The 24,335-nt window shown below is 71.4% G+C and carries 24 protein-coding genes and 1 pseudogene; 16 read left to right on the top strand and 9 right to left on the bottom strand.

What is annotated here, in order from left to right:
* Positions 1-29: 29 nt before the first annotated feature.
* The 3 genes from ACF1DX_RS25885 to ACF1DX_RS25875 form a co-directional block, all read right to left on the bottom strand.
* The gene (locus ACF1DX_RS25885; protein ID WP_391793515.1) at positions 30-938 is read right to left on the bottom strand and encodes a carbohydrate ABC transporter permease; all 909 of its coding nucleotides are present in this window, start codon (positions 936-938) and stop codon (positions 30-32) included.
* 4 nt (positions 939-942) lie between these two features.
* Positions 943-1,827, bottom strand: a complete 885-nt coding sequence (locus tag ACF1DX_RS25880; RefSeq protein WP_391793514.1) for a carbohydrate ABC transporter permease — start codon at positions 1,825-1,827, stop codon at positions 943-945.
* Positions 1,828-1,928: 101 nt separating this feature from the next.
* The gene (locus tag ACF1DX_RS25875; RefSeq protein WP_391793513.1) at positions 1,929-3,245 is read right to left on the bottom strand and encodes an ABC transporter substrate-binding protein; all 1,317 of its coding nucleotides are present in this window, start codon (positions 3,243-3,245) and stop codon (positions 1,929-1,931) included.
* A gap of 297 nt (positions 3,246-3,542) precedes the next feature.
* Between ACF1DX_RS25875 and ACF1DX_RS25870 the strand changes: the two genes are divergently transcribed.
* Together ACF1DX_RS25870 and ACF1DX_RS25865 are read left to right on the top strand one after the other, a co-directional pair.
* The gene (locus ACF1DX_RS25870) at positions 3,543-4,556 is read left to right on the top strand and encodes a LacI family DNA-binding transcriptional regulator (protein ID WP_391793512.1); all 1,014 of its coding nucleotides are present in this window, start codon (positions 3,543-3,545) and stop codon (positions 4,554-4,556) included.
* 60 nt (positions 4,557-4,616) lie between these two features.
* Positions 4,617-5,657, top strand: a complete 1,041-nt coding sequence (locus ACF1DX_RS25865) for a LacI family DNA-binding transcriptional regulator (protein WP_391793511.1) — start codon at positions 4,617-4,619, stop codon at positions 5,655-5,657.
* A 10-nt stretch (positions 5,658-5,667) separates the two neighbouring features.
* On the opposite strand, the gene ACF1DX_RS25860 is transcribed toward ACF1DX_RS25865, so the two are convergent.
* Both ACF1DX_RS25860 and ACF1DX_RS25855 read right to left on the bottom strand, forming a co-directional pair.
* Entirely contained in the window at positions 5,668-6,912 is a 1,245-nt protein-coding gene (locus ACF1DX_RS25860; RefSeq protein ID WP_391793510.1) for an MFS transporter, read from the bottom strand.
* A 241-nt stretch (positions 6,913-7,153) separates the two neighbouring features.
* Entirely contained in the window at positions 7,154-8,071 is a 918-nt protein-coding gene (locus tag ACF1DX_RS25855) for a LysR family transcriptional regulator (protein ID WP_391793509.1), read from the bottom strand.
* A gap of 127 nt (positions 8,072-8,198) precedes the next feature.
* Here ACF1DX_RS25855 and ACF1DX_RS25850 point away from each other — a divergent pair, with 127 nt between their 5' ends.
* The 11 genes and pseudogenes from ACF1DX_RS25850 (at position 8,199) to ACF1DX_RS25800 (ending at position 16,473) form a co-directional block, all read left to right on the top strand.
* Entirely contained in the window at positions 8,199-9,200 is a 1,002-nt protein-coding gene (locus ACF1DX_RS25850) for a fumarylacetoacetate hydrolase family protein (protein ID WP_391793508.1), read from the top strand.
* Entirely contained in the window at positions 9,197-10,159 is a 963-nt protein-coding gene (locus ACF1DX_RS25845) for a cyclase family protein (RefSeq protein WP_391793507.1), read from the top strand. Before ACF1DX_RS25850 ends, ACF1DX_RS25845 begins: the two co-directional genes overlap by 4 nt.
* Before the next feature lie 24 nt (positions 10,160-10,183).
* On the top strand, positions 10,184-11,314 hold the full coding sequence (locus ACF1DX_RS25840) for an FAD-dependent oxidoreductase (RefSeq protein WP_391793506.1): 1,131 nt from the start codon (positions 10,184-10,186) through the stop codon (positions 11,312-11,314).
* Positions 11,311-12,309, top strand: a complete 999-nt coding sequence (locus ACF1DX_RS25835) for an amidohydrolase family protein (protein ID WP_391793505.1) — start codon at positions 11,311-11,313, stop codon at positions 12,307-12,309. The genes ACF1DX_RS25840 and ACF1DX_RS25835 overlap by 4 nt, the downstream gene beginning before the upstream one ends.
* Before the next feature lie 4 nt (positions 12,310-12,313).
* Entirely contained in the window at positions 12,314-13,246 is a 933-nt protein-coding gene (locus tag ACF1DX_RS25830; RefSeq protein WP_391793504.1) for a VOC family protein, read from the top strand.
* A 226-nt stretch (positions 13,247-13,472) separates the two neighbouring features.
* Positions 13,473-13,685 (top strand): hypothetical protein, encoded by a 213-nt coding sequence (locus ACF1DX_RS25825; RefSeq protein ID WP_391793503.1) that lies wholly within the window; start codon positions 13,473-13,475, stop codon positions 13,683-13,685.
* Between the two features lie 24 nt (positions 13,686-13,709).
* A complete protein-coding gene (locus ACF1DX_RS25820) occupies positions 13,710-14,681 on the top strand; it encodes a fumarylacetoacetate hydrolase family protein (protein ID WP_391793502.1) in 972 nt (323 codons plus the stop codon).
* Entirely contained in the window at positions 14,678-15,436 is a 759-nt protein-coding gene (locus tag ACF1DX_RS25815; RefSeq protein ID WP_391793501.1) for an SDR family NAD(P)-dependent oxidoreductase, read from the top strand. The genes ACF1DX_RS25820 and ACF1DX_RS25815 overlap by 4 nt, the downstream gene beginning before the upstream one ends.
* On the top strand, positions 15,433-16,059 hold the full coding sequence (locus tag ACF1DX_RS25810; protein WP_391793500.1) for an SDR family NAD(P)-dependent oxidoreductase: 627 nt from the start codon (positions 15,433-15,435) through the stop codon (positions 16,057-16,059). Before ACF1DX_RS25815 ends, ACF1DX_RS25810 begins: the two co-directional genes overlap by 4 nt.
* Positions 16,005-16,169, top strand: a pseudogene (locus tag ACF1DX_RS25805) (IS256 family transposase); the annotation flags it as partial. The gene ACF1DX_RS25810 and the pseudogene ACF1DX_RS25805, both read left to right, overlap by 55 nt.
* A gap of 55 nt (positions 16,170-16,224) precedes the next feature.
* The gene (locus ACF1DX_RS25800; protein ID WP_391793499.1) at positions 16,225-16,473 is read left to right on the top strand and encodes a hypothetical protein; all 249 of its coding nucleotides are present in this window, start codon (positions 16,225-16,227) and stop codon (positions 16,471-16,473) included.
* 93 nt (positions 16,474-16,566) lie between these two features.
* Here the strand turns inward: ACF1DX_RS25800 and ACF1DX_RS25795 are convergent, their stop codons facing one another.
* On the bottom strand, positions 16,567-17,421 hold the full coding sequence (locus ACF1DX_RS25795; RefSeq protein WP_391793498.1) for an MBL fold metallo-hydrolase: 855 nt from the start codon (positions 17,419-17,421) through the stop codon (positions 16,567-16,569).
* A 158-nt stretch (positions 17,422-17,579) separates the two neighbouring features.
* Here ACF1DX_RS25795 and ACF1DX_RS25790 point away from each other — a divergent pair, with 158 nt between their 5' ends.
* Positions 17,580-18,476, top strand: coding sequence for a helix-turn-helix domain-containing protein (locus ACF1DX_RS25790; protein WP_391793497.1), 897 nt, complete (start codon positions 17,580-17,582; stop codon positions 18,474-18,476).
* Between the two features lie 314 nt (positions 18,477-18,790).
* Here ACF1DX_RS25790 and ACF1DX_RS25785 read toward each other — a convergent pair whose 3' ends face one another.
* Positions 18,791-19,111: a hypothetical protein gene (locus ACF1DX_RS25785; protein WP_391793496.1), complete on the bottom strand. Its 321-nt coding sequence runs from the start codon at positions 19,109-19,111 to the stop codon at positions 18,791-18,793.
* Between ACF1DX_RS25785 and ACF1DX_RS25780 the strand changes: the two genes are divergently transcribed.
* Positions 19,110-19,943 carry a hypothetical protein gene (locus ACF1DX_RS25780; protein ID WP_391793495.1) on the top strand — a complete coding sequence of 278 codons (834 nt, stop codon included), beginning with the start codon at positions 19,110-19,112 and terminating at the stop codon, positions 19,941-19,943. The genes ACF1DX_RS25785 and ACF1DX_RS25780 overlap by 2 nt on opposite strands.
* A 63-nt stretch (positions 19,944-20,006) precedes the next feature.
* On the opposite strand, the gene ACF1DX_RS25775 is transcribed toward ACF1DX_RS25780, so the two are convergent.
* The gene (locus ACF1DX_RS25775) at positions 20,007-22,010 is read right to left on the bottom strand and encodes a BTAD domain-containing putative transcriptional regulator (RefSeq protein ID WP_391793494.1); all 2,004 of its coding nucleotides are present in this window, start codon (positions 22,008-22,010) and stop codon (positions 20,007-20,009) included.
* A gap of 258 nt (positions 22,011-22,268) precedes the next feature.
* On the opposite strand from ACF1DX_RS25775, the gene ACF1DX_RS25770 reads away from it, so the two are divergent.
* Positions 22,269-23,657 carry a dihydrolipoyl dehydrogenase family protein gene (locus ACF1DX_RS25770; protein ID WP_391793493.1) on the top strand — a complete coding sequence of 463 codons (1,389 nt, stop codon included), beginning with the start codon at positions 22,269-22,271 and terminating at the stop codon, positions 23,655-23,657.
* Positions 23,658-23,713: 56 nt separating this feature from the next.
* On the opposite strand, the gene ACF1DX_RS25765 is transcribed toward ACF1DX_RS25770, so the two are convergent.
* Complete coding sequence (locus tag ACF1DX_RS25765; protein ID WP_391793492.1) at positions 23,714-24,334, bottom strand: histidine phosphatase family protein; 621 nt, start codon at positions 24,332-24,334, stop codon at positions 23,714-23,716.
* Between the last annotated feature and the right edge of the window lies 1 nt (position 24,335).

The following is a 24,335-nucleotide window of genomic DNA, read 5'->3' as shown; positions in this document are numbered from 1 at the left end:
GTGCGCGGGGCGGTAGGACTGACTCGTGGTCAGCCCTTGACCGCTCCCGAGGTGAGTCCCTTCATGACCTTCTGGTTGAGGAAGAGGTAGATCAGGAGGGTGCCGAAGACGTTGATGCAGATGGCGGCGAACAGCGGGCCGTACTGGGTGGCGCCGAAGTCGCCGGTGAAGTTGAGCAGACCGACCTGGATGGTGCGCAGATCCTGGTCGTTGGTGAAGGTCAGCGCGATGAGCAGGTCGTTCCAGATGAAGAAGAACTGCACCAGGCCGACGGTGAGAAGCGCGTTGCGCACCAGGGGGACACTGATGGTCCAGAAGGCGCGCAGGATGCCGGCGCCGTCGATGGTGGCGGCCTCGAACAACTCCCGTGGGACGTTGCGGTAGTAGGTGGCCATCATGAAGACGGTCAGGGGCAGGCCGGTGCCGGTGTAGGTGAGGATCAGCGGCCACAGGGTGCCGGACAGGCCGGTCTGGAAGTAGACCGTGAACAGGGGGAGCAGGATCATCTGCGGGGGCACCATCATGCCCGCGAGGAAGATCAGCAGGGTGAGGCTGCGGCCCTTCCACACCATGATCTGCAGGGCGAAGCCGGCCGCCGTGCCCAGCAGCAGCATCAGCGCGAGGGCGGGTATGACGGCGAGCAGGCTGTTCTGGACGTAGAGACCGATGTGACCGGTGGTCCAGGCATCGGTGTAGTTGCCCCACTCCCAGGTGGTGGGCAGGCTCCAGGTGGAGTTGTTCAGGTAGTCGTCGTTGGACTTCAGCGACGTCAGGAACATCCAGATCAGCGGGTAGATCTCGACGACCAGCAGCAGGCCGACGACGGCCTTCACCCACAGCCGGCTCCCCTTGCGGGGGTGCCGGACCCGGACCGCGCCGTCGGACGGCCCCCGGCCCGGACGGCCTGCGGAGGTCTTCGCAGTCGTGTCGATGGCCATGGGATCAGCCCTCCGTGAGGTCGCGCCGCGAGACGCGGTAGACGACCAGGCTCACCAGCAGGCAGACGACGGTGAGCAGCAGGGCGATGGTGCTGCCGTAGCCGTAGTCGCTGTAGGTGAACGACGTCTGGAACATGTACAGGGTCAAGGGGGTGGTGCCGGTGCCGGGACCTCCGTTGGTGAGGGCCACGATGGAGTCGAAGACCTTCAACGTGCCGTTGATGCTGAAGATCAGCGACGACATCAGCACCGGCAGCGACAGCGGCAGCACGATGTGCCGCACCAGCCGCAGGCCGGTCGCCCCGTCCAGGCGGGCGGACTCGAGGACCTCGTCGGGGATGTCGACCAGGCCGGCGAAGAGCAGGACGGCGTAGAAGCCCATGGAGCGCCAGACGTCCATGACGATTAGGACCCAGAAGGCGCTTCCCGCGCTGCCGAAGAAGTCGACCGATTCGATGCCGACGGCGTTCAGCAAGGAGTTGACGGGTCCGGTCTGCGGGGCGACCTGGAAGAACTTCTGGAAGAGCAGGCCGACGGCGACCGTGGGCAGCACCACGGGGAAGAACACCAGCGTGCGGATGAGCGCGGAGGCCCGTTTGAGGAAGAAGACGTACAGCAGCGCCAGCAGGTAGCCGGCGACGACCTGCCCGGCGGTGACGACGACGGCGTACTTGAGGGTGAACCACAGGGCGTCGTGGACGGCCGGGTCGTCGAGAAGGCGGGAGAAGTTGGCGACGCCGTTCCCGGTGAAGCCGTCGATGGTGTTGCCCTTGGTGAAGGAGTACCCGAGTGACCACACCATCGGGACGAGCATGATCAGGGAGTAGACGAGGAGGGCGGGACCGAGCAGGATCGCGATGGCCCTGCGGTCACCGAGTACGCGGTGCATGGGTGGTGTCCACTTCGTTTCCGTTGAAGAGACCGGCCTGGTGGTGGCAGGGGCGGCGCACGCTGCGTGCGTCAGGAAGCCGCGTGCGCCGCCCCGGCCGGTCACTGGGCGGCGAGCGCGTCCTGGACGGTCTTCATGAACTGCTCGGGCTTCATGCTTCCGCTCACCAGGCTCGCCACGTTGGTCTGGGACACGGTGGTGGCCTTCGTGCTGAACAGGGCTTCGAACCACAGCACGTTCTGCTTCGAGGCGCTGATGGTGTCGCGGACCTGGGTGGTGACCTCGTTGGCGTCCTCCACCTCGGTGTTGACCTTGAAGCCGGAGATGGAGCCATGGTCCTTCAGAGCGGTGCTGCCGTAGTTCTTCGCGATGCAGGAGACCCAGTCGCCGGTCTTCTTGTCGAAGGACTTGGCGCCGAGGGTGATGCCGAGGCCGACGTTGGAGGGGTACTGGTCGATCGAGCCCTTGCCGCCGGAGACGGCCGGGAAGGGCATGAAGCCGACGTTCTCGGCGCCGACCTTGTTCTGCTGGTCGTCGGAGATGTTCGCCAGCGCCCAGCTGCCCATGTAGAACATGGCGGCCTTGCCGGTCAGGAACTCGTTCATCGCGGTGTCGTAGTCGATGGAGCCGACACCCTTGCCGAAGTAGCCCTTCTCGCCGAGCGCGGCGACCTCCTCGGCCGCCTTCACGTACTCGGGGTCGGTCAGCTTCGCCTTGCCGTCGGCCACCTTCTGCAGCGCGTCGGGGCCCAGGCTCCGGTAGAGGTAGCCGCTGATCAGACGGGTCAGCGGCCAGCCCTGCTGACCGGAGGCGGAGAACGGCTGGACGCCCTTCGACTCCAGCTTCGCCGAGGCCGACACCAGTTCCTCCCAGGTGCCGGGCACCTTCAGTCCGTTCTCCTGGAAGAGCTTCTTGTTGTAGAAGATCCCCTCGATGTTGTACTCGTACGGCAGCACCTGCAGCTCGCCGCCGTACAGCGCCTTGATCGTGGAGACGGCTGCCGGCTCCAGCTGGTCGAGGACTCCGAGGTCCGTCAGCTCCTTCTCCAGGTCGGCGACCTTGCCGGACTTGGCCAGCTGCTGGGTGAGCGCGGGGGCGTTGCCCGCCGCGAACTGCACCGGCAGGGCGTCCTGGCCGGCCAGCAGCTGCAGCTTCTGGTCCAGGCTCGCCTGCGGCACGGTCTCCACCTTCAGCGGCAGGGCCTCGTTCGCCGCCTTGCACGCGCCCTTGGACATGGTGGTCAGAGCCGTCTTCACGGTGGTGTTCTCGGTGACGCTCAGGTAGCTGAAGTCCTCCGGCGCGGCCGAGGAACCGCCGCCGCTGCCGCCGCAGGCGGTGGCGAGCAGCGCGAGGGAAGCGGTGCCGACGGTGAGCAGGCTCAGGCGCGCACGACGGACACGGGGCAAACGTACGGACACGGAAGACTCCCAGGGATCTTGGAGAGAAAAGCAGAGGAGTGAAGTGCGGTGCCAGGGGCGACGAGCAGGCCCGGCGGAAGGCGGGCGGAGATCGTGTAAAACGTTCTCTACAAGCAAGTGGGCAACACCCTGCACCTCTCCTTCAGTTCCGTCAAGACACAGCCACGTAACACTGGAGTCACGCGCAAGGAGACTTGACGACGCCCGGGGGCTACCATGTAGACCGTTACACCTACGCCTACAAGAACCGGAGCGCTGACGATGGACCGGGCTATGGCACCCCGACAGAACAGACGTGTGACCATCACCGATGTCGCCCGGCACGCGGGCGTGTCCACCGCCGCCGTCTCCAAGGTGCTGCGCAACGCCTACGGTGTGAGCCCGGCCATGCGGGAGAAGGTGACAGCAGCCATCACCGAGCTCGGGTACCGGCCGCACGCGGCGGCGCGCGGCATGCGCGGCCGGACGTACACGATCGGCGTCCTGCTGGACAACGTCCGCAATGCCTTCTTCGCCGACATCCTCGACGGCGTCCAGGACGAACTGCGCACCAGCGAGTACACCGTGCTGATCGGCGCAGCCGGATTCGAGCCGGAGGAACAGGCCAGAACCATCCGGTCCATGGTCGACCGCCAGATGGACGGACTGATCCTCATCGCGCCGGGAACCCCGCGCGACGAGATCCTCACCACGGCCGCCTCGACACCGACCGTGGTCATCGGCCACCACGACGCCGCAGACAGCCACGACTCGGTCGTCGACGCCGACGACATCGGCGCCGGTCTGGTCGTCGACCACCTTGTCTCGCTCGGCCACCGGGACATCGCCCTGGTGTCGGCCCCCGGCACCAAGGCCAACCGGTGGAAGCGCACTCCCGAGATCGTGCTCAGCGACGGCTACCTGGACGCCATGGAACGGCACGGCCTCACGGACCACGCGCGCGTGCACCACGCCGCGTACTCCGACGACGGCGGGTTCAAAGCGGGCATGACCCTGCTGACGGCCGACCGCCCGCCGACCGCCGTCATGACCGGTGCCGATGTCGCCGCCCTGGGCATCTACCGCGCGGCCCACGAACTCGGCCTGCGCATCCCGGACGACCTGTCGCTCGTCGGCTACAACAACACCGCGCTGGCCGCGCTGGCCCCCGTCCAACTCACCAGCGTCGACCAGGCCGGCCACACCATGGGCTCCGCCGCCGCCCGCATGCTCATCGAACGCGTGGAAGGCCGGCGGGACCGGGCCATGCAGACGACGATGACGCCGCGGCTGGTGGAGCGCGGCAGCACCACAGTCCCCCGGGCCCGTTGAACCATGGGCCGGCATGTACCCGCCGCGACTCGCGGGGCGGGACACAGGCGTGACACCGTCATGGTCCGGGACAGCACTGCGCGCCGCAGAGTAGGCATCAAGGACGTCGCCCGAGAGGCCGGTGTCTCGCTCGGCACCGTCTCCAACGTGCTCAACCGTCCCGAGATCGTGGCCGAGTCCACGAGGACACGAGTCCTCGACGTGATCGACTCGCTGGGCTACGTACGCGCCGAAGGAGCACGTCAACTGCGCGGCTGGACCTCGCGCGTCATCGCCGTCCTGGTCCACGACCTGGCCAACCCGTTCTTCACCGCCCTGGCCACCGGCGTGGAACAGGCCGCGCGCGAAGCCGACCTCGGCGTGATGGTCTGCACCGGCGCCCGCGACCCCGCGGAAGCCGCACGCCACCTGGCGCTGATCACCTCCCATCAGGTCCGCGGCGCCGTGCTGACCTCGGGTGAGGGGGTCGGTCGCACCGTGGCCGCCTTCCGCCGCAACGCGGTCCCCTTCGTCGTGGCCGACCAGAACGCGTCCCAGCCCGGCGCCTGCTCCGTCGGGATCGACGACGTCGCGGGAGGCCACGCGGCGATCCGCCACCTGATCGAGCGAGGACACCGCTCCATCGCCCACGTCAGCGGCCCCGACCGTCTCCAGCAGGTACGGGACCGGCGCCGGGGTGCCTTCGTCGCCGTCGCTGCGGCCGGCCTTCCGGCGGCCTCGCTGCGGGACGTGCCGTGCCCGGCCCTCACCGTGAACGCCGGCAGGGACGCCGGACACCGCATCCTCGGCCTGCCCACCCGGCCGACCGCCGTCTTCTGCGCCAACGACCTGCTCGCCCTGGGGGTGATGCAGGCCCTGTACGAGGCCGGGCTGCGGGTGCCGGACGACATCGTGGTCGTCGGCTACGACGACATCGAGTTCGCGGCGTCCGCCGTCGTCCCGCTCACCTCGGTGCGGCGGCCCGCCGCCGCCATGGGCCGGCAGGCCGGCCGCCTGCTCGTTGAGGACACCGGCCGCGGCGCCGTTCACGAGCACGTCCACGTCGTGCTGCAACCGGAACTGGTCGTGCGCCGGTCGTCCATGGGGACGCCGGCGCGGTGACGCGAGCCGGTCAGAGCCGTTCGGGAACACGGTGGGGCAGGGCTCGCGAAGCGCGGCGGGTGAGGAGTACCAGCAGAGCCGAGACCAGCAGAGCGGCCAGGCCGAGCAGTCCGACGGCCGAGGCCAACGAGCCCAGGGCTCCCTTGCCGCCGAGCAGGACCAGCGGGCAGACGAACTCGCCGAGGAAGAAGGCCGCCATCCACAGGCCGGTACCGCGCCCCCGGTCGGCGAAGTCGAGGCGGGACATGGCCAGCGTCAGCAGCGACGGCAGAAGCAGCCCCGTGCCCACGCAGCTGACCACAGCCCCCGCGATCAGCAGGGGCAGGCTGTTGGCGACGCCCATGACGAGGAAGCCGACAGCACACAGCAGGAGGAGAGCCGGCAGTCGGCGGCGTGGCCGGTCGGTGAGCCGGGTGAAAAGAACGGAACCGAGCACGGTGGCGGCGCCGGCGGCCGCCGTGACCGCGCCGATCACACCGGTGGAGTCCACGCCCAGGTCGTCGAGGAGATACGACATCTCCACCGGCACGGTATAAAAGACGACCGCGCCGAACACGGTCAGCAGACAGATGCCGGCCATGCGCCGCACCGGGAAGGGCCCCCGTTCGCTTGCGGCGTCCTCCTCGCTCGCCGGGCGCCCGGCTGCGGGTACTGGGACCGGCAGAACCCGTGCCATGGCAGGGGCGAGCAGCAGACCCACCGCGTACAGCCAGAAGGGCGCACGCCAGTCGGCTGCCCCGAGGGCACCGCCGAGCATGAAGAAGACCGTGGCGGACACCGATGCGCACATCGTCTGCAGAGCGAGGTACCGGTCACGGAGCCTGCCGGTGTAGTAGTCACCGATCAGAGTGGTGCAACAGGTCATGATCGCCGCTTCGGCAACGCCCACCAGTACGCGACTCGCCAGGATGCCGTACAACGAGTCCAGCCACAGCGGCACCGTACCGAACAGCGCGTACAGGACCGTGGCCGCGACCAGCAGCCGCTTGCGGCCGAGCCGGTCGACGACGACACCCGCGAAGGGCGCGAGCAGGGCCAGTGACAGCGCCGGGACGGTCAGCACCAGGGGGACCAGCGCCACGTGACCGGGCACGGTCTCGAAATGCTCCTGCATGCGCGGCAGGACCGGAGCGAGCAGCACCGCGCCGAGGACGGGTAGACAGCTGCCGGCCATCAGCAGGACGGCGGGTAGACCGCCCCGCGCGGTGGGGGCCTCACCGCGGTCGAGGGAGGGCGAGACGGCGGAAACAGGCATGGCGGCACTCCGGGGCAGACGGTGGGAAGGCGGCACCTCGACGCGGACGGGTCCCGCTTTCAGGGAACTCGACGCAAGGGCGCGTGACGTGCCACGACTATGCGGGCCTGGCACCGACCTGCCCACCCCTGCGGCGATCCGCGTTTTGGATGACGCCGATCCAGGCTGTGGATAGCGGCGGTGACGACCTGCCGCGAGGCCGCCGAGTGGGCTCCCGGACACTGCGCCCGCCGGGCCGTAGTCACCTCCCGGGGGCCTCACCCAGTCGTCTGCCGACTCGGGCGGCCGTCTCCCGCAGCCAGATGTGGGCCGCGTCATGGGTGTGCACGGGGTGCCACCACAGCGCCTCCCGCAGTGGCACCGCCTCGTACGGCGGCTCCAGCACGCGCACGGCGGCGAGCGGTGCGAGGAGCCGGGCGAGGCGGGCCTGGACCAGGGCGATGCGCCGGGTGCCGGCCACCAGCAGCGGCATGATCTGGAAGCTGTCGACGGACACCTCGACCCGGGGTTCGATGCCGAGCATGCCCAGCTGGCGCACCGCCGGGGCGTCGTAGGTGCGCTGGTAGGTGATCCACGGCAGCCGGGCAAGGTCCTGACGGGTGAGGCGGTCGTCGACGCTGGGGTGGCCGTCGGCGACAAGGAAGACCCAGCGGTCGTCGTAGAGGTCGGTGGCGGGGAAGTCGCTGATGACGCCGTGCGGCATGAGCAGTCCGTCGGTGGTGCTCAGCAGCGTGTCCGTGGCGTCCACCACCGTGGTCGGAGTCTGTGCGAACCGCAGGCGGATGCCGGGGGCCTCCTCGTGGACGACGCGGGCGAGTTCGGCTCCGAAGACGGCCACAGCGTAATCGGAGGCAATCAGCTTGAACTCGCGGCTCTCCTTGGCGGGGTCGAAGGCGGCCTGACTGGCGAAGAGGCGTTCCAGCAGGTCGTAGGCGGTAGCGGTGCGGTCGAGGAGGACCTGGCCAAGAGCGGTGAGCTCGTAGTGGCCGCCGACGCGGGCGAGCAGTTCGTCGTCGAAGTGACGGCGGAGCCTGGCCAGGGCGGCACTCATGGCGGGCTGGCTGAGGCCGACGCGCTGCCCGGCGCGGGTGACGTTGCGCTCTTCCAGCAGCGCGCGCAGGGCGACGACGAGGTTGAGGTCGAGGCGGGCCAGATTCACGGGTCTTCCCTTTGCGGTACGGCGCTGACCAGTACTAATCGACGCCATGGATGACAGCCATCCATAGAAGCAATTTCCCTGATCTTGGGTGGCGGGTCCAGATTAGTCGCACCGCAATCAGGAGGACATGTCCGTGAAACCTGCACCCTCGTCCGCGCTGTTCGCAGGACCCTTCGCCCTTGGCACCCTGTCGGCCCCGGACGGGCCGGCCTTCCCTGCCCTCGTCACGCCTGACGCCCAGGTACTCGACCTGCGCGTCGCCTTCGGCGACGACCGGTTGACCACCCGGAGTCTCCTGGAGAGCTGGGAGTCGGCGCTGCCGCGGCTGTGGACGCTGGCCGCCGACGGCGGGCCGGGGCGCAGGCCGCTGGCGGAGTTCCGGGTGCACGCGCCGGTCGAGCCGCGTCAGGTGCTGCAGTCCGGCGCCAACTACCGGCAGCACGTGATCGATCTGCATGTCGCGCACCGGGCTCCGGGTGACGACCGCCCGGAGGAGGAGCGGCGGGCCGAGGCGGCGGAGATCATGGACCGGCGGGCGGCCGAGGACCTGCCGTACGTGTTCATCGGCCTGCCGAGCGCGATCACCGGTCCCTACGACGACGTCGTGCTGCCCGGCTGGGCCCAGAAGCCCGACTGGGAGCTGGAGCTGGCGGCCGTGATCGGCCGGCCCGCCCACCGGGTCTCCGTGGAGGAGGCGCTGGACTGCGTGGCGGGGTACACGATCGCCAACGACCTCACCGACCGCGCCACCGTCTTCCGCCGGGACATGCCGCCGATCGGCACCGACTGGCTGCGCAGCAAGAACGCCCCCGGTTTCACTCCGCTCGGCCCCTGGATCGTGCCCGCCGGGTCGATCGCGGACCCCGGCGACCTGCGCCTCACGCTGAAGCTGAACGGCGAGACCATGCAGGACGAGTCCACCAAGGACATGATCTTCGATGTGGCGCGGATGGTGTCCTACGCGTCGCAGACCGCCCGGCTCCTCCCCGGCGACCTGGTGCTCACCGGCTCCCCGGCCGGCAACGGCATGCACTGGGGACGGCTGCTGCGCGACGGCGACGTCATGGACGCCTCGATCACCGGACTCGGTGCCCAGCGCACCCGGTGCGTGGCGGAGGCGGCCCGGTGACCCTGGACCGCACCGACCCGGAGGGCGCTGTCGCCGAGGCCGCCGAGTCGTTTTCCAACTGGGGCCGTTGGGGCGAGGACGACCGGCTCGGCACCCTGAACTTCCTGGACGAGGCCAAGCGCCGTGAGGGCGCGGCGCTGGTGCGGCGGGGCGTCAGCTTCTCGCTGTCCCAGCGGTTCGACATGAACGGCCCGCAGAAGGGCTGGCGGCGGCGCACCAACCCGGTGCACACCATGCTGGACACCGGCACCGACGCGGCCCTCGGCCACCAGGGGTTCCCGCACGGGCTGGGCGGCGCCGACGACGTGATCGCGATGCCGCTGCAGTGCTCCACGCAGTGGGACGGGCTCGGGCACATCTTCGACCACGGCAAGGCGTGGAACGGCCGTCCCGCCGAGAGGGTCGTCACCTCCGACGGCGACCTGGTCACCGGCATCGAGCACATGGCCCCGCACGTCGCCGGGCGCGGGGTGCTGCTCGACGTCGGGCGGGTGGTCGGCGAGGACGGTGAGCTGCCCGACGGGTTCGCGATCACCGAGGACCACCTGACCGCCACCGCCGAGGCGCACGGGGTGGGTGTCGGGCGCGGGGACATCGTCGTCGTGCGGACCGGGCAGCTCGCCCGGGTCCGCCGCGACGGGTGGGGCGAGTACGCCGGTGGTCCGGCACCCGGGCTGTCGTTCACCACGGCCGGCTGGCTGCACCGTACGGAGATCGCCGCGATCGCCACCGACACCTGGGGCTTCGAGGTCCGGCCGAACGAGTTCGAGCACGCCTTCCAGCCGCTGCACCAGGTGGCCATTCCGAACATCGGCCTGCTGATCGGTGAGATGTGGGACCTGGAGGCGCTCGCCGAGGACTGCGCCGAGGACGGCGGGTACGACTTCTGGCTCACCGCCGCTCCCCTGCCCATCACCGGCGCGGTCGGCTCCCCCGTCAACCCGATCGCCGTCAAGTAACCAGCGGAACGAAGGAGTTCCCCTATGAGCACACCCCGTACGGTCCTCGTCGTCGGCGGCGGCGCGGCCGGCAACGCCGTCACCGTCCTGCTGCGCCGAGCCGGTCTGACCGTGGACCTGATCGAGGCCAAGACGGACTGGAACGCCACCGCCGGCTCGGGCATCACCCTCCAGGGCAACGCCCTGCGCGTCCTGCGCGAACTCGGCGTGTGGGAACAGGTGAAGGAATCCGGCTACGGCTTCGGCTCCGTCGGCATCACCGCCCCCGACGGCACCGTCCTGCACGCGCAGGACGACCTGCGCACCGGCGGCGACGACCTCCCCGCCACCGTGGGCATGCAGCGCCCACAACTTCAGCAGATCCTCATCGAGGCCGTGCGGGCCAGTGGCGCGTCGGTCCGCCTGGGCACCACCGCCGAGATCCTGGACCAGGACGGCGAGGGCGTCCCCGTCCGCCTCAGCGACGGCACCGAGGGCCGCTACGACCTGGTGATCGCCGCCGACGGCCTGGGCTCCACCACACGGGCGGCGATCGGCATCACGGCGAAGCCCGAGCCCACCGGCATGGCCATCTGGCGCGTCGCCGCACCGCGGCCCGCCGGCGTGACCCGCACGGACCTGGCCTACGGCGGCCCGGCCTACATCGCCGGCTACTGCCCGACCAGCGAGACCACCCTGTACGCGTACGTCGTCGAGGCGAACCGTGACCGCGCGTCGATCCCTCCGGAGTCGTACGCCGACGAGATGCGCCGGCTGGCCTCCTCCTACGGCGGCTTCTGGCCGGAGATCACCGAGCACATCACCGACCCGGCGAAGGTCAACTACACCTGGTTCGACCGGATGCTGGTCGAGGGCTCCTGGCACCGCGGCCGAGTCGTGCTCATCGGCGACGCCGCCCACTGCTGCCCACCCACCCTCGCGCAGGGCGCCGCTCTGTCGATGGAGGACGCCTGGGTGCTGGCGCAGATGCTGACCACCGCGGACGCCTGGGACGACGCGCTGCTCCAGGCCTACTACGAGCGGCGGATCGCCCGCGTCCGGCCGGTCGTGGAGGCGTCCGTGCGGATCGGGCAGTGGCAGCTCGACGGCGTCCGTGACGCCGACGTGCCCGGCCTGATGGGCCGCACCATGACCATGCTCAGGGAGCTGCCGTGACCACGCCCACCATCGACGTGCACGCCCACATCCTGCTCCCCGAGATCGAGGCGCTCGTGTCCGGCCTGCCGGGCCACGACGCGGCCAAGGAGCTGGACGCCCGGCGCAACGGCCCCGAAGCCCTCGCCGTCAACGGCCCCATGGTCCGCGAGCGCATCCTGAAGCTGACCGACGTCACCGTGCGCCTGGAGTCGATGGACGCGCAGGACGTGGACGTGCAGTTGGTCAGTCCCTCGCCCTCGCACTACCACTACTGGGCGGACGAGGAGACGGCCGAGAAGGTGTACCGGACCGCCAACGAGGCGACGGCGGCGCACTGTTCGGCCGCCCAGGACCGGCTGCGCGGGCTCGGCCTGGTGCCGCTCCAGCACCCGGACCTGGCGGTCCGTGCCCTGGACCACGCCTTGGAGCAGGGGCTGGCCGGGGCGGAGATCTCCAGCCACGCCCCCGGGCGCGAACTCTCCGACCCGGCCTACGAACCCCTGTGGAGCCGGGCCGAGGAGACCGGCGCGATCCTCTTCCTGCACCCCTTCGGCTGCACCCTGGACGGACGGCTGGACCGGTGGTACCTGTCCAACACGGCCGGCCAGCCGGTGGAGAACGCCGTCGCGCTGTCCCACCTGATCTTCTCCGGGGTCCTCGACCGGCATCCGGGGCTGAAGGTGATCGCCGCGCACGGCGGCGGTTACCTGCCCACCCACATCGGCCGCAGCGACCACGCCTGGTCGGCCCGCTCCGACGCGGGCGCGGGCTGCGCCCACCTGCCCAGCAGCTACCTGAAGCGCCTGTACTTCGACTCCCTCGTCCACGACCCGCACGTGCTGCGGGAGTTGGTCCGGGCCGCCGGGGCGGACCGCGTCCTGCTCGGCTCCGACTTCCCCTTCGACATGGGGACCGAGGACCCGGTCGCCGCTCTGCGCGCCGCACGACTGCCCGAGGCCGACTTCGACGCCGTCCGCGGCGCGAACGCCGCCGCACTCCTGAGGAAGGACTGACACCATGCGTCTGCTCACCCACCTGCGCCACGTCGACCTGGCCGTGCCCGACTACGACAAACAGCTCGACTTCTACTCCGGCGTCTGGGGCCTGACCAAGGTCGCCGAGGACTCCGGCATCTCCTTCCTGGCCGCCGAGGGCTCCCCGGAGCAGTACGTCGTACGGCTGCGCAAGGCCGGCGAGAAGCGACTCGACCTCGTCTCCTACGGGGCCGCGAGCGCGGCCGACGTCGACACCCTCGCCGAGCGGCTCCTCGCGGGCGGCGTGCAGCTGATCTCCCGGCCGGGCCAGGTCGACACCCCCGGCGGCGGCTACGGCTTCCGCTTCTTCGACGTCGACGGCCGCACCATCGAGGTCTCCGCCGACGTCGCGGTCAGGCAGCACCGCAAGATCGAGGAGAAGGAGTCCATCCCGGTCAAGCTCTCCCACGTCGTCCTCAACTCCCCCGACCTGAACCGCACCCGCGCGTGGTACGAGCGCCACCTCGGCTTCGCGCTCTCCGACACGCTCAGCTCGCCCCACATGGGCGAGGTCATGCACTTCATGCGGATCAGCAACCAGCACCACTCCATGGCGCTCGCGAAGGGACCGCACACCGCGCTGCACCACATCTCCTTCGAGATGCGCGGCCTCGACGAGTACATGCGCGGCTCCGGACGCGTCATCCGCGCGGGCTTCAAGAAGATCTGGGGTCCGGGACGGCACATGGCAGGCGACAACACCTTCACCTACTTCCTCGACCCCCACGGCAACACCGTCGAATACACCACCGAACTGGAGTGCCTGGACGAGGACACCTGGCACCCCCACGTCTACGACTTCTCCCAGCCCGAAGTCACCGACCAGTGGGGCACCGCCAACCCCATGAACGAACTCGTCGCCAAGGAGTCCTTCAACGACCCCGACCACGGCGTCTTCGTCGCCCCGCCCGTCTGAACCGTCCCCCTCGCATCGGGGCCGCGGCGGCGGTGCCCACGCCCTGACCCATACCGCCGCGTCCCCGGCCCCTCCCTCTCCCACGGCTCCGCATCAACGACGATCGAAGGAACCGTCCGATGCCCCTCGTACGACCCCGCTGTCCCGCCGCGGTCTGCTGGTCCACGAGGCCGTCGACGCCGCGTGGTTCGAGGAGCAGGGTCTGCCCACCGCCGCCGTCGAGCACATGGGCGAGGTCCACACCGACGTTGCCGAGGTGGGCGGGATCGCCGCCGCCGCGGGGGCGCGCCAGCTGGTCCTCAGCCACCTCGCGCCGGCCGATCCGCCCCAGTTCCCCGCACGTGAGTGGGCCGCGGCGGCCCGCGCCTCCGCCCGGGCGGCCGGCTACCGGGGCCGCGTCACCGTGGGGCACGACCTCATGCGCATTCCCCTCGACTGACCACCCTCCACCAGGAGCCGCACCATGCGTTTCGCCGCTTACGAACACCGACACCGCCACCGGGTGGCCGTCGTGGAGGACGACGGCACTCTCTTCCCGCTGCCGGGCGTCATCTCGCTCACCGCGCTGCTCGCCGAGACCGACGGCCTGCCCGGGCTGCTCGCCGCCGGCCGGGCGGCGCTCGACGTCCCGCCCGGTCCACGCGTCTCCGAGGTGCGGCTGCTGCCTCCGATCCGACCCGCGTCGGTACGGGATTTCGTCACCTTCGAGGAGCACGTCGAAGGAGTGCGCCGCTCCGTGGAGGGAACCGGCGGCGTACCGGAGCAGTGGTACGCGGCACCGACCTTCTACTTCACCAATCCGCACGCGGTCCACGGCCACGGGGACGACATCCCGGTGCCGCCCGGTTCGGATGTTCTGGACTTCGAGCTGGAGGTGGGTGCGGTGATCGGCCGTGAGGGCCGCGACCTCACTCCCGAGCAGGCCCGCGACCACATCGTCGGCTACACCGTGTTCAACGACTGGTCCGCGCGCGACCTGCAGGGCGCGGAGATGAAGGTCGGCCTCGGCCCCTGTAAGGGCAAGGACACCGCCACCACCCTCGGCCCCTACCTCGTCACCGCGGATGAGCTGGAGCCGTACCGGGATGACGAGGGTTTCCTGCGCTTGGCGCTGGCCGCCGAGGTCAACGGCGAGAAGGTCGGCGAGGACCTGCTGTCCAACATGAGCTGGACCTTCGAGGAGATGACCGCCTACGCCTCCCGCGGCACCCGTGTCGTCCCCGGAGATGTCCTCGGCTCGGGCACCTGCGGCAACGGCGGCTGCCTCGCCGAACTGTGGGGCCGACGCGGCGAGCAGACACCGCCCCCGCTGAAGTCCGGTGACACCGTCTCCCTCACGGTGGAGGGCATCGGCACCCTCACCAACACCGTCGTCCCCGGCGTCGAGCCCGTCCCCCTGCCGGCCGGCCGACGTCGCAGCCGGGAGCGGCCGTGAGCGACCTGCACCTCAAGAGGCTGCTCGGCAAGGTCGTCGTCGTGACCGGGGCGGCTCGTGGGCAGGGCGCCGCCGAGGCGGAAGCCCTCACCCGCGAGGGCGCCCGGGTCATCGCCACCGACGTGACCCCCGGCGGGGGTTGCCGCCGCCTCGACGTCAGCAGCCGCGCGGAGTGGGCGGAACTGGCCGCCGAGCTGCGGGAGTCGTACGGGCAGGTGCACGGCCTGGTCAACAACGCGGGCATCACCTGGCGCGCCCGGATCGGTGACGTGCGGGCCGAGGACTTCGAGCGGGTGCACTCGGTCAACGTGACCGGCCCGCTGCTCGGCATCCAGCACCTGAGCCCGCTCATGCCGCCGGGCTCCTCGATCGTGAACGTCGGGTCCTCGGCCGCGCTCACCGCCCACTACCCGGTGGCCTACACCGCGAGCAAGTGGGGCCTGCGGGGCCTGTCGAAGACCGCAGCGCTCGAACTCGGGCCCCGTGGTATCCGCGTGAACACCGTCCACCCCGGATACATCGAGACGGAGATGACGGCCTCCGCCGCGCCCGCGTTCCGTGCGGCCAACCTCCGGGAGACTCCGCTCGGGCACACCGGCACCGTCGACGAGGTGGCGCCACTGGTCGTCTTCCTGCTGTCGGACGAGTCCTCGTTCATCACCGGCGCGGAGATCCCCGTGGACGGCGGTCTGACCGCGCACGGCGGGGTCAAGTCGGTGTCCGACGCCCTGCTCGCCGCCGAGGCCGACGGATGAGGCGGCTCGACGGAAAGGTGGCCCTGATCTCCGGCACCGCCCGCGGCCAGGGCCGGGCGGCGGCCCTGCGCTTCGCCGCCGAGGGCGCGCTGGTCGTCGGCGGCGACCTGCTGCACGAGGAGGCCGTGGAGACCCAGCGGCTGATCGCTCGTGAGGGCGGCACCGCTCTGACTCCCGGCCCTCTCGACGTCACCGACGAGGAGTCCGTGCGCTCCTGGGTGGCGGAGGCCGTCGACGCCTTCAGTGGCGTCGACATCGTCTACGCCAACGCCGGTGCCGTCCGCTTCGGCGCGATCGGTTCCCAGACCTACGAGGACTTCGCCTTCACGGTGCGCGCCGAACTGGACTCGGTGTGGCTGACCGTCCGGGCGGCCTGGCCGCACCTGATCGCCAGTGGCGGCTGCGTACTGACCGTCGGCTCGACCGCCGGCCTGACCGGCTCCCTCACCAACCCGCGCACCGCGCACCCGGCGACCAAGGGCGCGGTGATCGCGCTGACCAGGCAGCTCGCCGCGGAAGGCGCCCCGTACGGTGTCCGCGCCAACTGCGTCAGCCCCGGGGGCCCGGGGGGCATTTCCCCACCGACCAGGCCGCCCTCAAGTGCGTCTACCTGGCCGTCATGAGCCTGGACCCGACCGGCACCGGACGCAAACGCTGGACCGTGCGCTGGAAGGCCGCGCTCCAAGCCTTCGACATCACCTTCGACGGCCGGCTCACCGCCGGACGCCGCTGAACAAAACCGACCGAGTTCCACCGTTCGCTACACAGACCCCACCGAGGTGCACAGTGTGGGTGCGGGCGCTCTGGCCCTGCTGCCCAGGGGCCTGGCCCATGGTTTCGTGGTCACCTCCCCGCAGGCACGGTTCCTGACGTTGCACACGCCCGGCGGTGGCTTCGACGAGTTCGTCGCCGAGATGGGTGTGCCCCTCACGGGGAGCGATCCGGCGCAAGCCGGTCCCGGTCCCGACCCCGAGGAGCTGACCCGGATCGCGGCCTCTCACGGCATCCGGATCGTGGGCCCCCCGCTGCTTCCCTGACCGCTTTCCCACAGGTTTGCCAGTCAGACGGCAGACGGTCACCCTTGCGGCCCGGTGGACAGCCGGGCCGCGAGGGCAACGCCGTGTCGACGGTCAGACGTCGGTCCAGGTCCGTCCCGCACCTTCCACACGGACGCGCTGGAAACCCCGGCCGGGGAAATGGGCCGTACCGACGGCGGCGTCGGTACGGCCTGCGATCCGGGTGAGGAGTTCCTGACGCGTTCTCATGGTGTGTTCGGGATCGACGTCGGTCAGGAAGGAGATGGCGGTGCTGTCGAGTTGGAGCGGGTGGTGCACGGCGTCTCCGGTCAGGTACACCTCCTGGTCCCCGCCGGTGATCCGCACGACGTAGTGTCCGGGGGTGTGGCCGGGAGTGTGATGGGCGACGACGCCGGGGGCGATCTCCACCACGGCGGCGTCGACCGGGCGCAGGACACCGGCCTTCCTGGCTCCCTCCATCACTATCCGCGCAGGATCCTCCGGCGGCGCGGTGGCGATCAGGGCGTCCCAGTCCGCGGCACCGTAGACGACCTCCGCATGGGGAAAGAACGGCTTCCCGCCAGGGGCGGCCCAGCCGACATGGTCGGCGTGCAGGTGAGTGAGGAAAACGGTGGTCACGTCCTGGGGTGCCACACCGACCGCTGCCAGGGCTTCCGGCAGCGCTCCTCCGGCCGCGATGAACTCCGGGGCCGGATCCAGACCGGCGGCGGCCGCCAGTTCGGCCGGGAAGGGTATGTTCTGCGGTCCGATGCCGGCGTCGACCAGAACGGTGAAGCCGTTGCCTTGGACCAGGAAACACCTGGCGGGGATGTGGTAGGTGTGGTCGGCCTCCAGCAGGCCGGGGTGGGCCTCGAAGTCCAGCCCCGGGTAGAACAACGGAGGCAAGTGACTCACTCCGTCGTCGAGCGCGGTGACGGTGATGTGCCCCATCCGTAGGGACGTCGCCATGGTGTACTCCTTCGACCGTTCGGGACGGCGCGGAGCGGAAGCCCCGCCGTTCTCCCAGACAACCACGCCCACCACGTCGGACACTCCCGCCAGAGGGGCACCAACGAACCCCCTCGGGCCACCGGCCGGTTCTGGGCCGCCGCTGTAAGCTCACACGTATGAACAGCGGAACACCCGGCGACCGGAGCGACAACCGCGAACTGCGGGACTTCCTGCGTGCGCGGCGCGCCCGGCTGTCCCCGCAGGACGCGGGCCTGCCACCGACCCCGGGCATCCGGCGGGTACCGGGCCTGCGTCGCGAGGAAGTCGCCCGGCTCGCCGGCATCAGCGCCGACTACTACATCCGCCTGGAACGCGGCCGTGACCTGAACGCCTCCGACAGTGTCCTGGATGCCGTCGCCCGCGCACTGCGTCTCACCCCCGCCGAACACACCCACCTGCGCACTCTCTCCAGGTCCCGGCCCTCCCGCCGCGGCACCGCGACAGCACCGCAACGGCTGCGTCCGTCGCTGCGGCTCATGCTGGACCGGCTCGGTGATGTCCCCGCCCTCGTCCTGGGCCGCCGCGCTGATGTCCTGGCCGTGAACCACCTGGCCCGCGTGCTGTTCACCGACTTCGAGGCCCTTCCGGCCCGCGAGCGCAACATGGCCCGCTACGTCTTCCTCGACCCTGAGGCCCGCACCCGGCTGTCCGACTGGGAGCAGGCCGCGCGCGACACCGTCGCCTCGCTGCACCTCTACAGCGGCCGTCACCGCAGCGATCCCGCCCTGCACACGCTCGTCGGCGAACTGTCCGTCCGGAGCGACGACTTCCGGCGCTGGTGGGGGCGGCACGAGGTGGCTGCCTGTGTCCACGGCACCACCCGGTTCCGGCACCCCCTCGTCGGCGACCTCACACTGAGCAACGAATCGTTCGTTCCCTCCGGCGACCCGGACCTTCGCCTGCACCTGCTCACTGCCGAGCCCGGCAGCCCTGATCAGCAGGCACTCGGCCTCTTGGCCAGCTGGACCGCTTCCGCGTCCGAGGAGCCTCCGCACGCCAAGACCCCGCGTTGAGGGCACCCGGCACCGGCCTGCGTCCGTACACAGGGCGCATCGGGTCGGCATGCCGACGACGCGGGTCTTCTTGACCTTCGGCAGGCGAGCTGCAGCCTCCCCTTGATCGCCTGGGCCTGACGGCGCACGCGGAGCGGGCCGGGCCCGGCGAGGTGGGAGACGAAGGAGAGGAGCACGACGCTCACGGCCGCTCCGGCCCCGAGGCCGGCGGTGGCCGGCATCACGATGTGACGCGACGGTGGCCCACCCATACGGGACGGGGCCCGCACAGCCGGTCGAACACCATCGCGGCCCGTCGGAGCGGGCCGCAGCCGTCAGTCCAGTGGCTTGATGGTGCCGTTGAGGGCCAGCGGGGTACCGTCCCGAAGGGTGATGCGCGAATGGACCTCGCCGCGCTCGGAGTCCTCCAGGTGTGTGATGCCGGCCTCGGATTCCTCCTCCCAGGAGGTGCGGAACACGTCGGGCCGGATCTCCACAGCCGTGGTGGCGACCATCGGTACGTAACCGTCCGGCATCATGCCCCCGCCGGTGACGACGGTGAAGGTCATCCGCTCGGCGGGCTCGTGATTCTCTTCCATGGTCAATCGGCCCAGGTCGACGAAGTAGCGGCTGTTGGTCAGTCGTTCCTGAGACATGGCATGCCTTCCGGAGGTTGGCTCATATGTGCTTCCTCAGGATCTCCGGGTCCGGTGCCCGGCCATCAATCATCCGACCTGCGACTACGTGCGGACGGATCACATGTGTGTCCGGCGTCCGATCGACCCGGTACCGGCAGCCGTCGGCACCCGGTCCGGGGACTGCGCCCTTCTGGGCACCGGCAAGGCGGGCGTCCCGGTGGCGCGGGGCGGGAGCGCCTCGCTGCGCGACTGCACGGCGACCGGCAGCGCCGGCTCGGGCGTCGCCGTGGACGACGGCGGTGACGTCTCCCTCGGTCCGGGTACGGGACGACGGCACCCGGGCGCACGGCGTGCTCATCTCAGCCGGCGGCAAGGGCTCGCTCACCGACTGCGTCCTCACCCGCGACACCGGTGCCGGGATATGCCTGGACGGGACCGCCCCCGTGTCCGTCACCGGCTGCACGGTCCACACCAACCAGGGCGCCGGACTGCGGTACACCCGGCCCGGCCCCGCCCTGACCGTGGACCGGCTGGAAAGCTCCGACAACAGCCCGCCGGACGACCGACGGACGCCGGAGCCGGCCGCCGGAGCCCCTCGCGTCCGGGCAGGGCGCACACTCCTCCGGGGCGGGACCGGCCGCCGCACGGGAACTGCACGACCGAGGAGCCGCTGGCCCTTGTCGGGGAACAGGCCCGCGCGGCCGGATACGTGTGCGCTCCCTCGGCCCGGGAGGCGCTGCGCCACCACCTGGACGCCCTGCCCCGGTCGCGGACCTCCGGCAACGCGCGGCCGGCCCGTCGGATCGTCGAGCAGACGATGACGCGGCGGTCGGGCCGACTGGGCGCGTGACCGACGCCGATGTGGAGGCGCTCACCCTGCTGCCGCAGGACCTTCCCTTCGCTGCCACGGCGGTCAGTGAAGCGCCGGCCTGCCCCGGGGCGGAACCCCCGCGCGGGTGGCTCGCGTTCGCCGTCCGGCCAGCGGGACGACGACGCGCCCCGCACCGGTCCGCGCGACCCTGGGGACACTCGTCCGCCGCCGTGCCTCGCGCGCCAGCTCCGCCGCGTACGCAAGCACCAGGGGATGTACGTCGTACAGGTCCGGCCGTACGGGTGTCAGCAGCCGGGCACGCACCAGTTCGACGACGGCTCCGGCGACCGTGCGGGCCGGCACCGGGGCGAGTCCGGCCAGTTCCGCGGTGCTCAGCTCGCCCCGCCCCCGCCGCGGCAGGGCCCGGAACAGACGTGCCGCGTCGGGGCCCAGGGTGCGGTAGGACCAGGAGAACACGGCGCGCACCGCGTTGCCCCGGTCGTCGTCGCTGAACGCCTCCAGGCCCTCCCCGGCCGCCGCCAGTTCGTCGGCCGTCCGCCGCAGCGGCACGTCCGGGAAGGCCGTCACCCGGGCGGCCACGATGCCCAGAGCGAGCGGCAGCCGCCCGCAGTGCTCGACGATGTCGGCGACCGCGGCGGCCTCCGTGTCGGGGCGTCCGGCGCCCACCCGCTGGACGAAGCACCGGGCCGCCTCCGCCGCGGAGGGGACGTCGAGCGACAGGAGCCGGGCCCCGTTCATGGTCGCGAGGTCGGTGAGCCGTCGCCGGCCGGTGATCAGTACCGTGCACCGGGACGAGCCCGGCAGCAACGGCCGTACCTGCGCGGCGTCGTGGGCGTTGTCCAGCACCACCAGAACCCGCCGCGTGGCCAGCACGCTGCGGAACAGCGCCGCTCTGGCGTCCGTCCGGGCGGGGACGCGGGCGGCGTCGATCCCCAGTGCGGCGAGGAAGCCGGCCAGTACCTCGCCGGCGTCGGCCGGGCCGCCCGCCGGGCTGAAACCGCCGAGGTCGGCGAAGAGCCGGCCGTCGGGGAAGCGGGCGGCGATCCGGTGGGCCACGTGGACGGCCAGGGCGGTCTTGCCGACGCCGGCGATGCCGTCCACCGCCAGCACGCGCAGCGTCCCGTCGCCGTCCGCCGCGAAGCGCGCCGCCTGTTCCAGGACGTCGGCGCGCCCCGTGAAGCAGGGCAGATCCGCGGGGAGCTGGGCCGGGACGAGGTGCGGTGCAGGCCCGTCCGGGGCCGGGCGTGCGGGGGCGGGTCCCGCCGGGCCCGGGCCGGATTCCCGGGGACCGCGCAGGATGCGGTCGTGGGCGGCGCGCAGTTCCTTGCCCGGTGACATACCCAGCGTGTCCTTCAGGTCCGCCCGGAAGCGGTGGTAGAGCGTGAGGGCCTCGGCCTGTTTGCCGTCCGCGGTGAGCAGCAGCATCGTCTGGGCCAGCAACCGCTCGTTGAACGGGTGCCGTTCCGCCGCCTGGCGTGCGGCCAGCAGGACCGCGCCGGGCCGGTCGCAGCGCAGCGCGGCGGTCGCGGCCGCCGACACGGCGGCGACGTACTCGTGGTCCACCGCGGCGAAGACCCGGGCGGCCGGGTCCTCGGATACCACGTCCGCCGCGCACCGCCCCTGCCACTGGTCCAGCGCGGCGACGAACCGGTCCACGGCCTCGTTCGCGTCCCGAGCCGCGCGGGCCTGCCGGACCAGCCGCCGGAAGACGAGCAGGTCGAGTTCGTCCGGGCCGACCCGCAGCAGATAGCCGCCGGGCCCGCGGACCAGCCACCGGCCCGGCGCACGGGCCGGAAGTCCCGGTTCCAGCAGGCGTCGCAGCCCTCCCACGTACCGGTGCACGGCGTTGGCCGCGCTGCGGGGCGGGTCCTGCTCCCACAGCAGGCCGACCAGTTCCTCGAGGGAGACGGGACGTCCGGCCCGTGCCAGCAGCGCCGCCAGGACGAGCCGCTGCTGCCGGGGTCCGGTGGGCAGTTCGGCACCGGCCGCCCACACGCGCACCGGGCCGAGGACGCGGAAGCGGACGCCGGTCGCCGTCTCCCGGTCCGGTCCGTCGGGGGTGGTGTCCCTCGGGTCCATGGTCATGACGGCCTCCGCTCATCGCTCCCGTGCCGCCCGCCGCACCGGGTCTCCGGCGGCCGGGTCCACCGTATGGCCGCCGTCGCGGGAGGCGCATCGGTCGGATGACTCACCGCCGCCGCTCCCCGCGCGCCGCGCGGAGACGAGTCATGTGACCGATGCGCGGTGACTCGGCCGGGACGACGCTGGACCCGACGGTGTCGGCCGGACCGCCGGGCGACCCATCACGTCCCCACTCGTAACACCTTGAGGAGTGCACGCCTGATGATCGGTTCCGAGGACGTCGTGGAGGACGTCGACCTGCTGGTGGTAGGTGGCGGCAAGGCCGGCAAGACCCTGGCCATGGACACCGCGCGGGCCGGCCGCAGGGTGGTCATGGTCGAACGCGGCATGATCGGCGGCACGTGCATCAACGTGGCGTGCATCCCGACCAAGGCCCTGGTCACCAGCGCCCGGCTGGCCCGCCGCGTGGCGACGGCGGAGTCGCTGGGGCTGAGCCTGGGCAAGCTGGAGGTCGACCTGCGGCTCCTGCGCTCGCACAAGGAGGGCGTGGTCTCGGAGATGGTCGATCTCAATCACCGCCAGTTCCTCGACAGCGGCATGGACCTCGTCCTGGGCGAAGCGCGCTTCGTCGCGGAGCGCACGGTCGAGATCCGCCTGAACGACGGCGGGCGCCGCGTCGTCCGAGGCGGCGACGTGGTGATCAATACCGGGACCGTGCCGCACCTGCCGGCGGTTCCCGGCCTCGCCGAGGCCGGGGCCCTGAGCAGCGAGACGATCCAGCAGCTCGACCGTATCCCGGAGCGCCTGGTGGTGCTCGGCGGTGGCTACGTCGGCCTGGAGTTCGCGCAGATGTTCGCCGCTTTCGGCAGCCGGGTGACCGTGCTCGACCGCAACCTCACGCTGCTGCCCCAGGAGGACCCGGACATCACCGAGGTCCTCGCCGAGTACCTGCGCGAGGACGGCGTGGAGATGCTCGGGGGGGTCTCGGTGAAAGAGGTCGTCCGTGAGACGGACGGGGTGCGGGTGTTCCTGGAGGACGGCCGTTCCCTGGTCGCCGACGACATCCTGGCCGCGACCGGCCGGGACCCGGTCACCGCCGGGCTGGGGCTGGACGCGGCGGGCGTGCGCACCGACGAGCGCGGCTTCATCCGGGTGGACGACCGGCTGGCCACCGACGCGCCGCACACCTGGGCGGTGGGCGACGTGGCGGGCAGCCCGCAGTTCACCCATGTCTCCCTCGACGACTACCGCGTCGTGAAGGAGAACATCGCGGGCGGCACCCGCAGCACCGCCGACCGGCTGGTCCCCTGGAACCTGTTCACCGACCCGGAGCTGGCCCGCGTGGGCCTCACGGAGGCGCAGGCCCGCGCCACCGGCCGGAACGTCCGCGTCGCCAAGCTCCCGGTCAAGGCCATTCCCCGGTCCCGTACGCTGCGGGACACCCGGGGCGTGTGGAAGGCGGTCGTGGACCGCGACACGGAGGAGATCCTGGGGGTGGCGCTGCTCGGTCCGGAGTCCTCCGAGGTCCTGACCGTGGTGCAGACGGCGATGTGGGCGGGTCTGCCCTTCACCGCGCTGCGCGACGGCCTCATCGCGCACCCGACCATGGCCGAGGGATTGAACGCCCTCTTCACCGCCTGGACGGACTGACCCTGGAGGGGTGGCCACGGGCCCCGTGGCCACCCCTCCGGTCCTGCTCCGGCCGGTCAGCCCACGGCTTCGAGTCCGGCCGCGCCCGTGGTGTTCCACGCCATGAGCGCGGCCCTGCCGTGTTCCCTGCCCAGCCGGGACAGTGAGCCGGTGCCCAGGACGAACAGCCCTCCCGCGGTGGCCGGAAGACCGAGGTAGCGGGCGGTGAGGACGCGCAGGACGTGGGCGTGGGCGACGAGCACCGTGTCCGCCGCGTCCGGGGCCGCCAGCCGTGTCTCCACCCGGGCGAGCACCCGGTCGGCCCGCGCGGCGACCAGGTCCGGGCTCTCCCCGTGGCGGCCGTCCGCGGACCTCGGCACACCGTCGGTCCACAGGTTCCAGTCGGGGCGAGTGCGGTATATCTCGGCGGTGGTGACGCCTTCGTAGCCGCCGTAGTCCCATTCCCGCAGGTCGTGCTCCTCCCGCAGCCCGGTGAGACCCGCCAGCGACGCGGTGCGCACGGCCCGCCGCGCCGGACTCACCAGCACTTCACCGATGCGGCGGCCGGCCAGCAGCGGCTTCAGCGCACGCGCCTGCGCCTCCCCGGCCGGGGTGAGGGGCACGTCGGTGAAACTGGTGTGTCTGCGCGAGCGGGTCCACTCCGTCTCGCCGTGCCTGATCAGCAGCAGCTCGCCCACC

This window comes from Streptomyces sp. NPDC014676 (assembly GCF_043084105.1).
Lineage (GTDB): Bacteria > Actinomycetota > Actinomycetes > Streptomycetales > Streptomycetaceae > Streptomyces.
The sequence above is the reverse complement of the archived record's forward strand: the minus strand, read 5'-3'. Positions and strand labels throughout refer to the sequence as shown.

What these genes read in the sequence shown, in the direction of transcription:
- ACF1DX_RS25780 (WP_391793495.1), top strand. Translation starts at nt 19,110, where the DNA reads ATGGCATGCCTTCCGGAGGTTGGCTCATATGTGCTTCCTCAGGATCTC.
- ACF1DX_RS25860 (WP_391793510.1), bottom strand. Translation starts at nt 6,912, where the DNA reads ATGCCTGTTTCCGCCGTCTCGCCCTCCCTCGACCGCGGTGAGGCCCCC.
- ACF1DX_RS25880 (WP_391793514.1), bottom strand. Translation starts at nt 1,827, where the DNA reads ATGCACCGCGTACTCGGTGACCGCAGGGCCATCGCGATCCTGCTCGGT.
- ACF1DX_RS25865 (WP_391793511.1), top strand. Translation starts at nt 4,617, where the DNA reads ATGGTCCGGGACAGCACTGCGCGCCGCAGAGTAGGCATCAAGGACGTC.
- ACF1DX_RS25775 (WP_391793494.1), bottom strand. Translation starts at nt 22,010, where the DNA reads ATGACCATGGACCCGAGGGACACCACCCCCGACGGACCGGACCGGGAG.
- ACF1DX_RS25810 (WP_391793500.1), top strand. Translation starts at nt 15,433, where the DNA reads ATGAGGCGGCTCGACGGAAAGGTGGCCCTGATCTCCGGCACCGCCCGC.
- ACF1DX_RS25850 (WP_391793508.1), top strand. Translation starts at nt 8,199, where the DNA reads ATGTCCGTGAAACCTGCACCCTCGTCCGCGCTGTTCGCAGGACCCTTC.
- ACF1DX_RS25790 (WP_391793497.1), top strand. Translation starts at nt 17,580, where the DNA reads ATGAACAGCGGAACACCCGGCGACCGGAGCGACAACCGCGAACTGCGG.
- ACF1DX_RS25795 (WP_391793498.1), bottom strand. Translation starts at nt 17,421, where the DNA reads ATGGCGACGTCCCTACGGATGGGGCACATCACCGTCACCGCGCTCGAC.
- ACF1DX_RS25840 (WP_391793506.1), top strand. Translation starts at nt 10,184, where the DNA reads ATGAGCACACCCCGTACGGTCCTCGTCGTCGGCGGCGGCGCGGCCGGC.
- ACF1DX_RS25820 (WP_391793502.1), top strand. Translation starts at nt 13,710, where the DNA reads ATGCGTTTCGCCGCTTACGAACACCGACACCGCCACCGGGTGGCCGTC.
- ACF1DX_RS25825 (WP_391793503.1), top strand. Translation starts at nt 13,473, where the DNA reads ATGGGCGAGGTCCACACCGACGTTGCCGAGGTGGGCGGGATCGCCGCC.
- ACF1DX_RS25830 (WP_391793504.1), top strand. Translation starts at nt 12,314, where the DNA reads ATGCGTCTGCTCACCCACCTGCGCCACGTCGACCTGGCCGTGCCCGAC.
- ACF1DX_RS25785 (WP_391793496.1), bottom strand. Translation starts at nt 19,111, where the DNA reads ATGTCTCAGGAACGACTGACCAACAGCCGCTACTTCGTCGACCTGGGC.
- ACF1DX_RS25770 (WP_391793493.1), top strand. Translation starts at nt 22,269, where the DNA reads ATGATCGGTTCCGAGGACGTCGTGGAGGACGTCGACCTGCTGGTGGTA.
- ACF1DX_RS25885 (WP_391793515.1), bottom strand. Translation starts at nt 938, where the DNA reads ATGGCCATCGACACGACTGCGAAGACCTCCGCAGGCCGTCCGGGCCGG.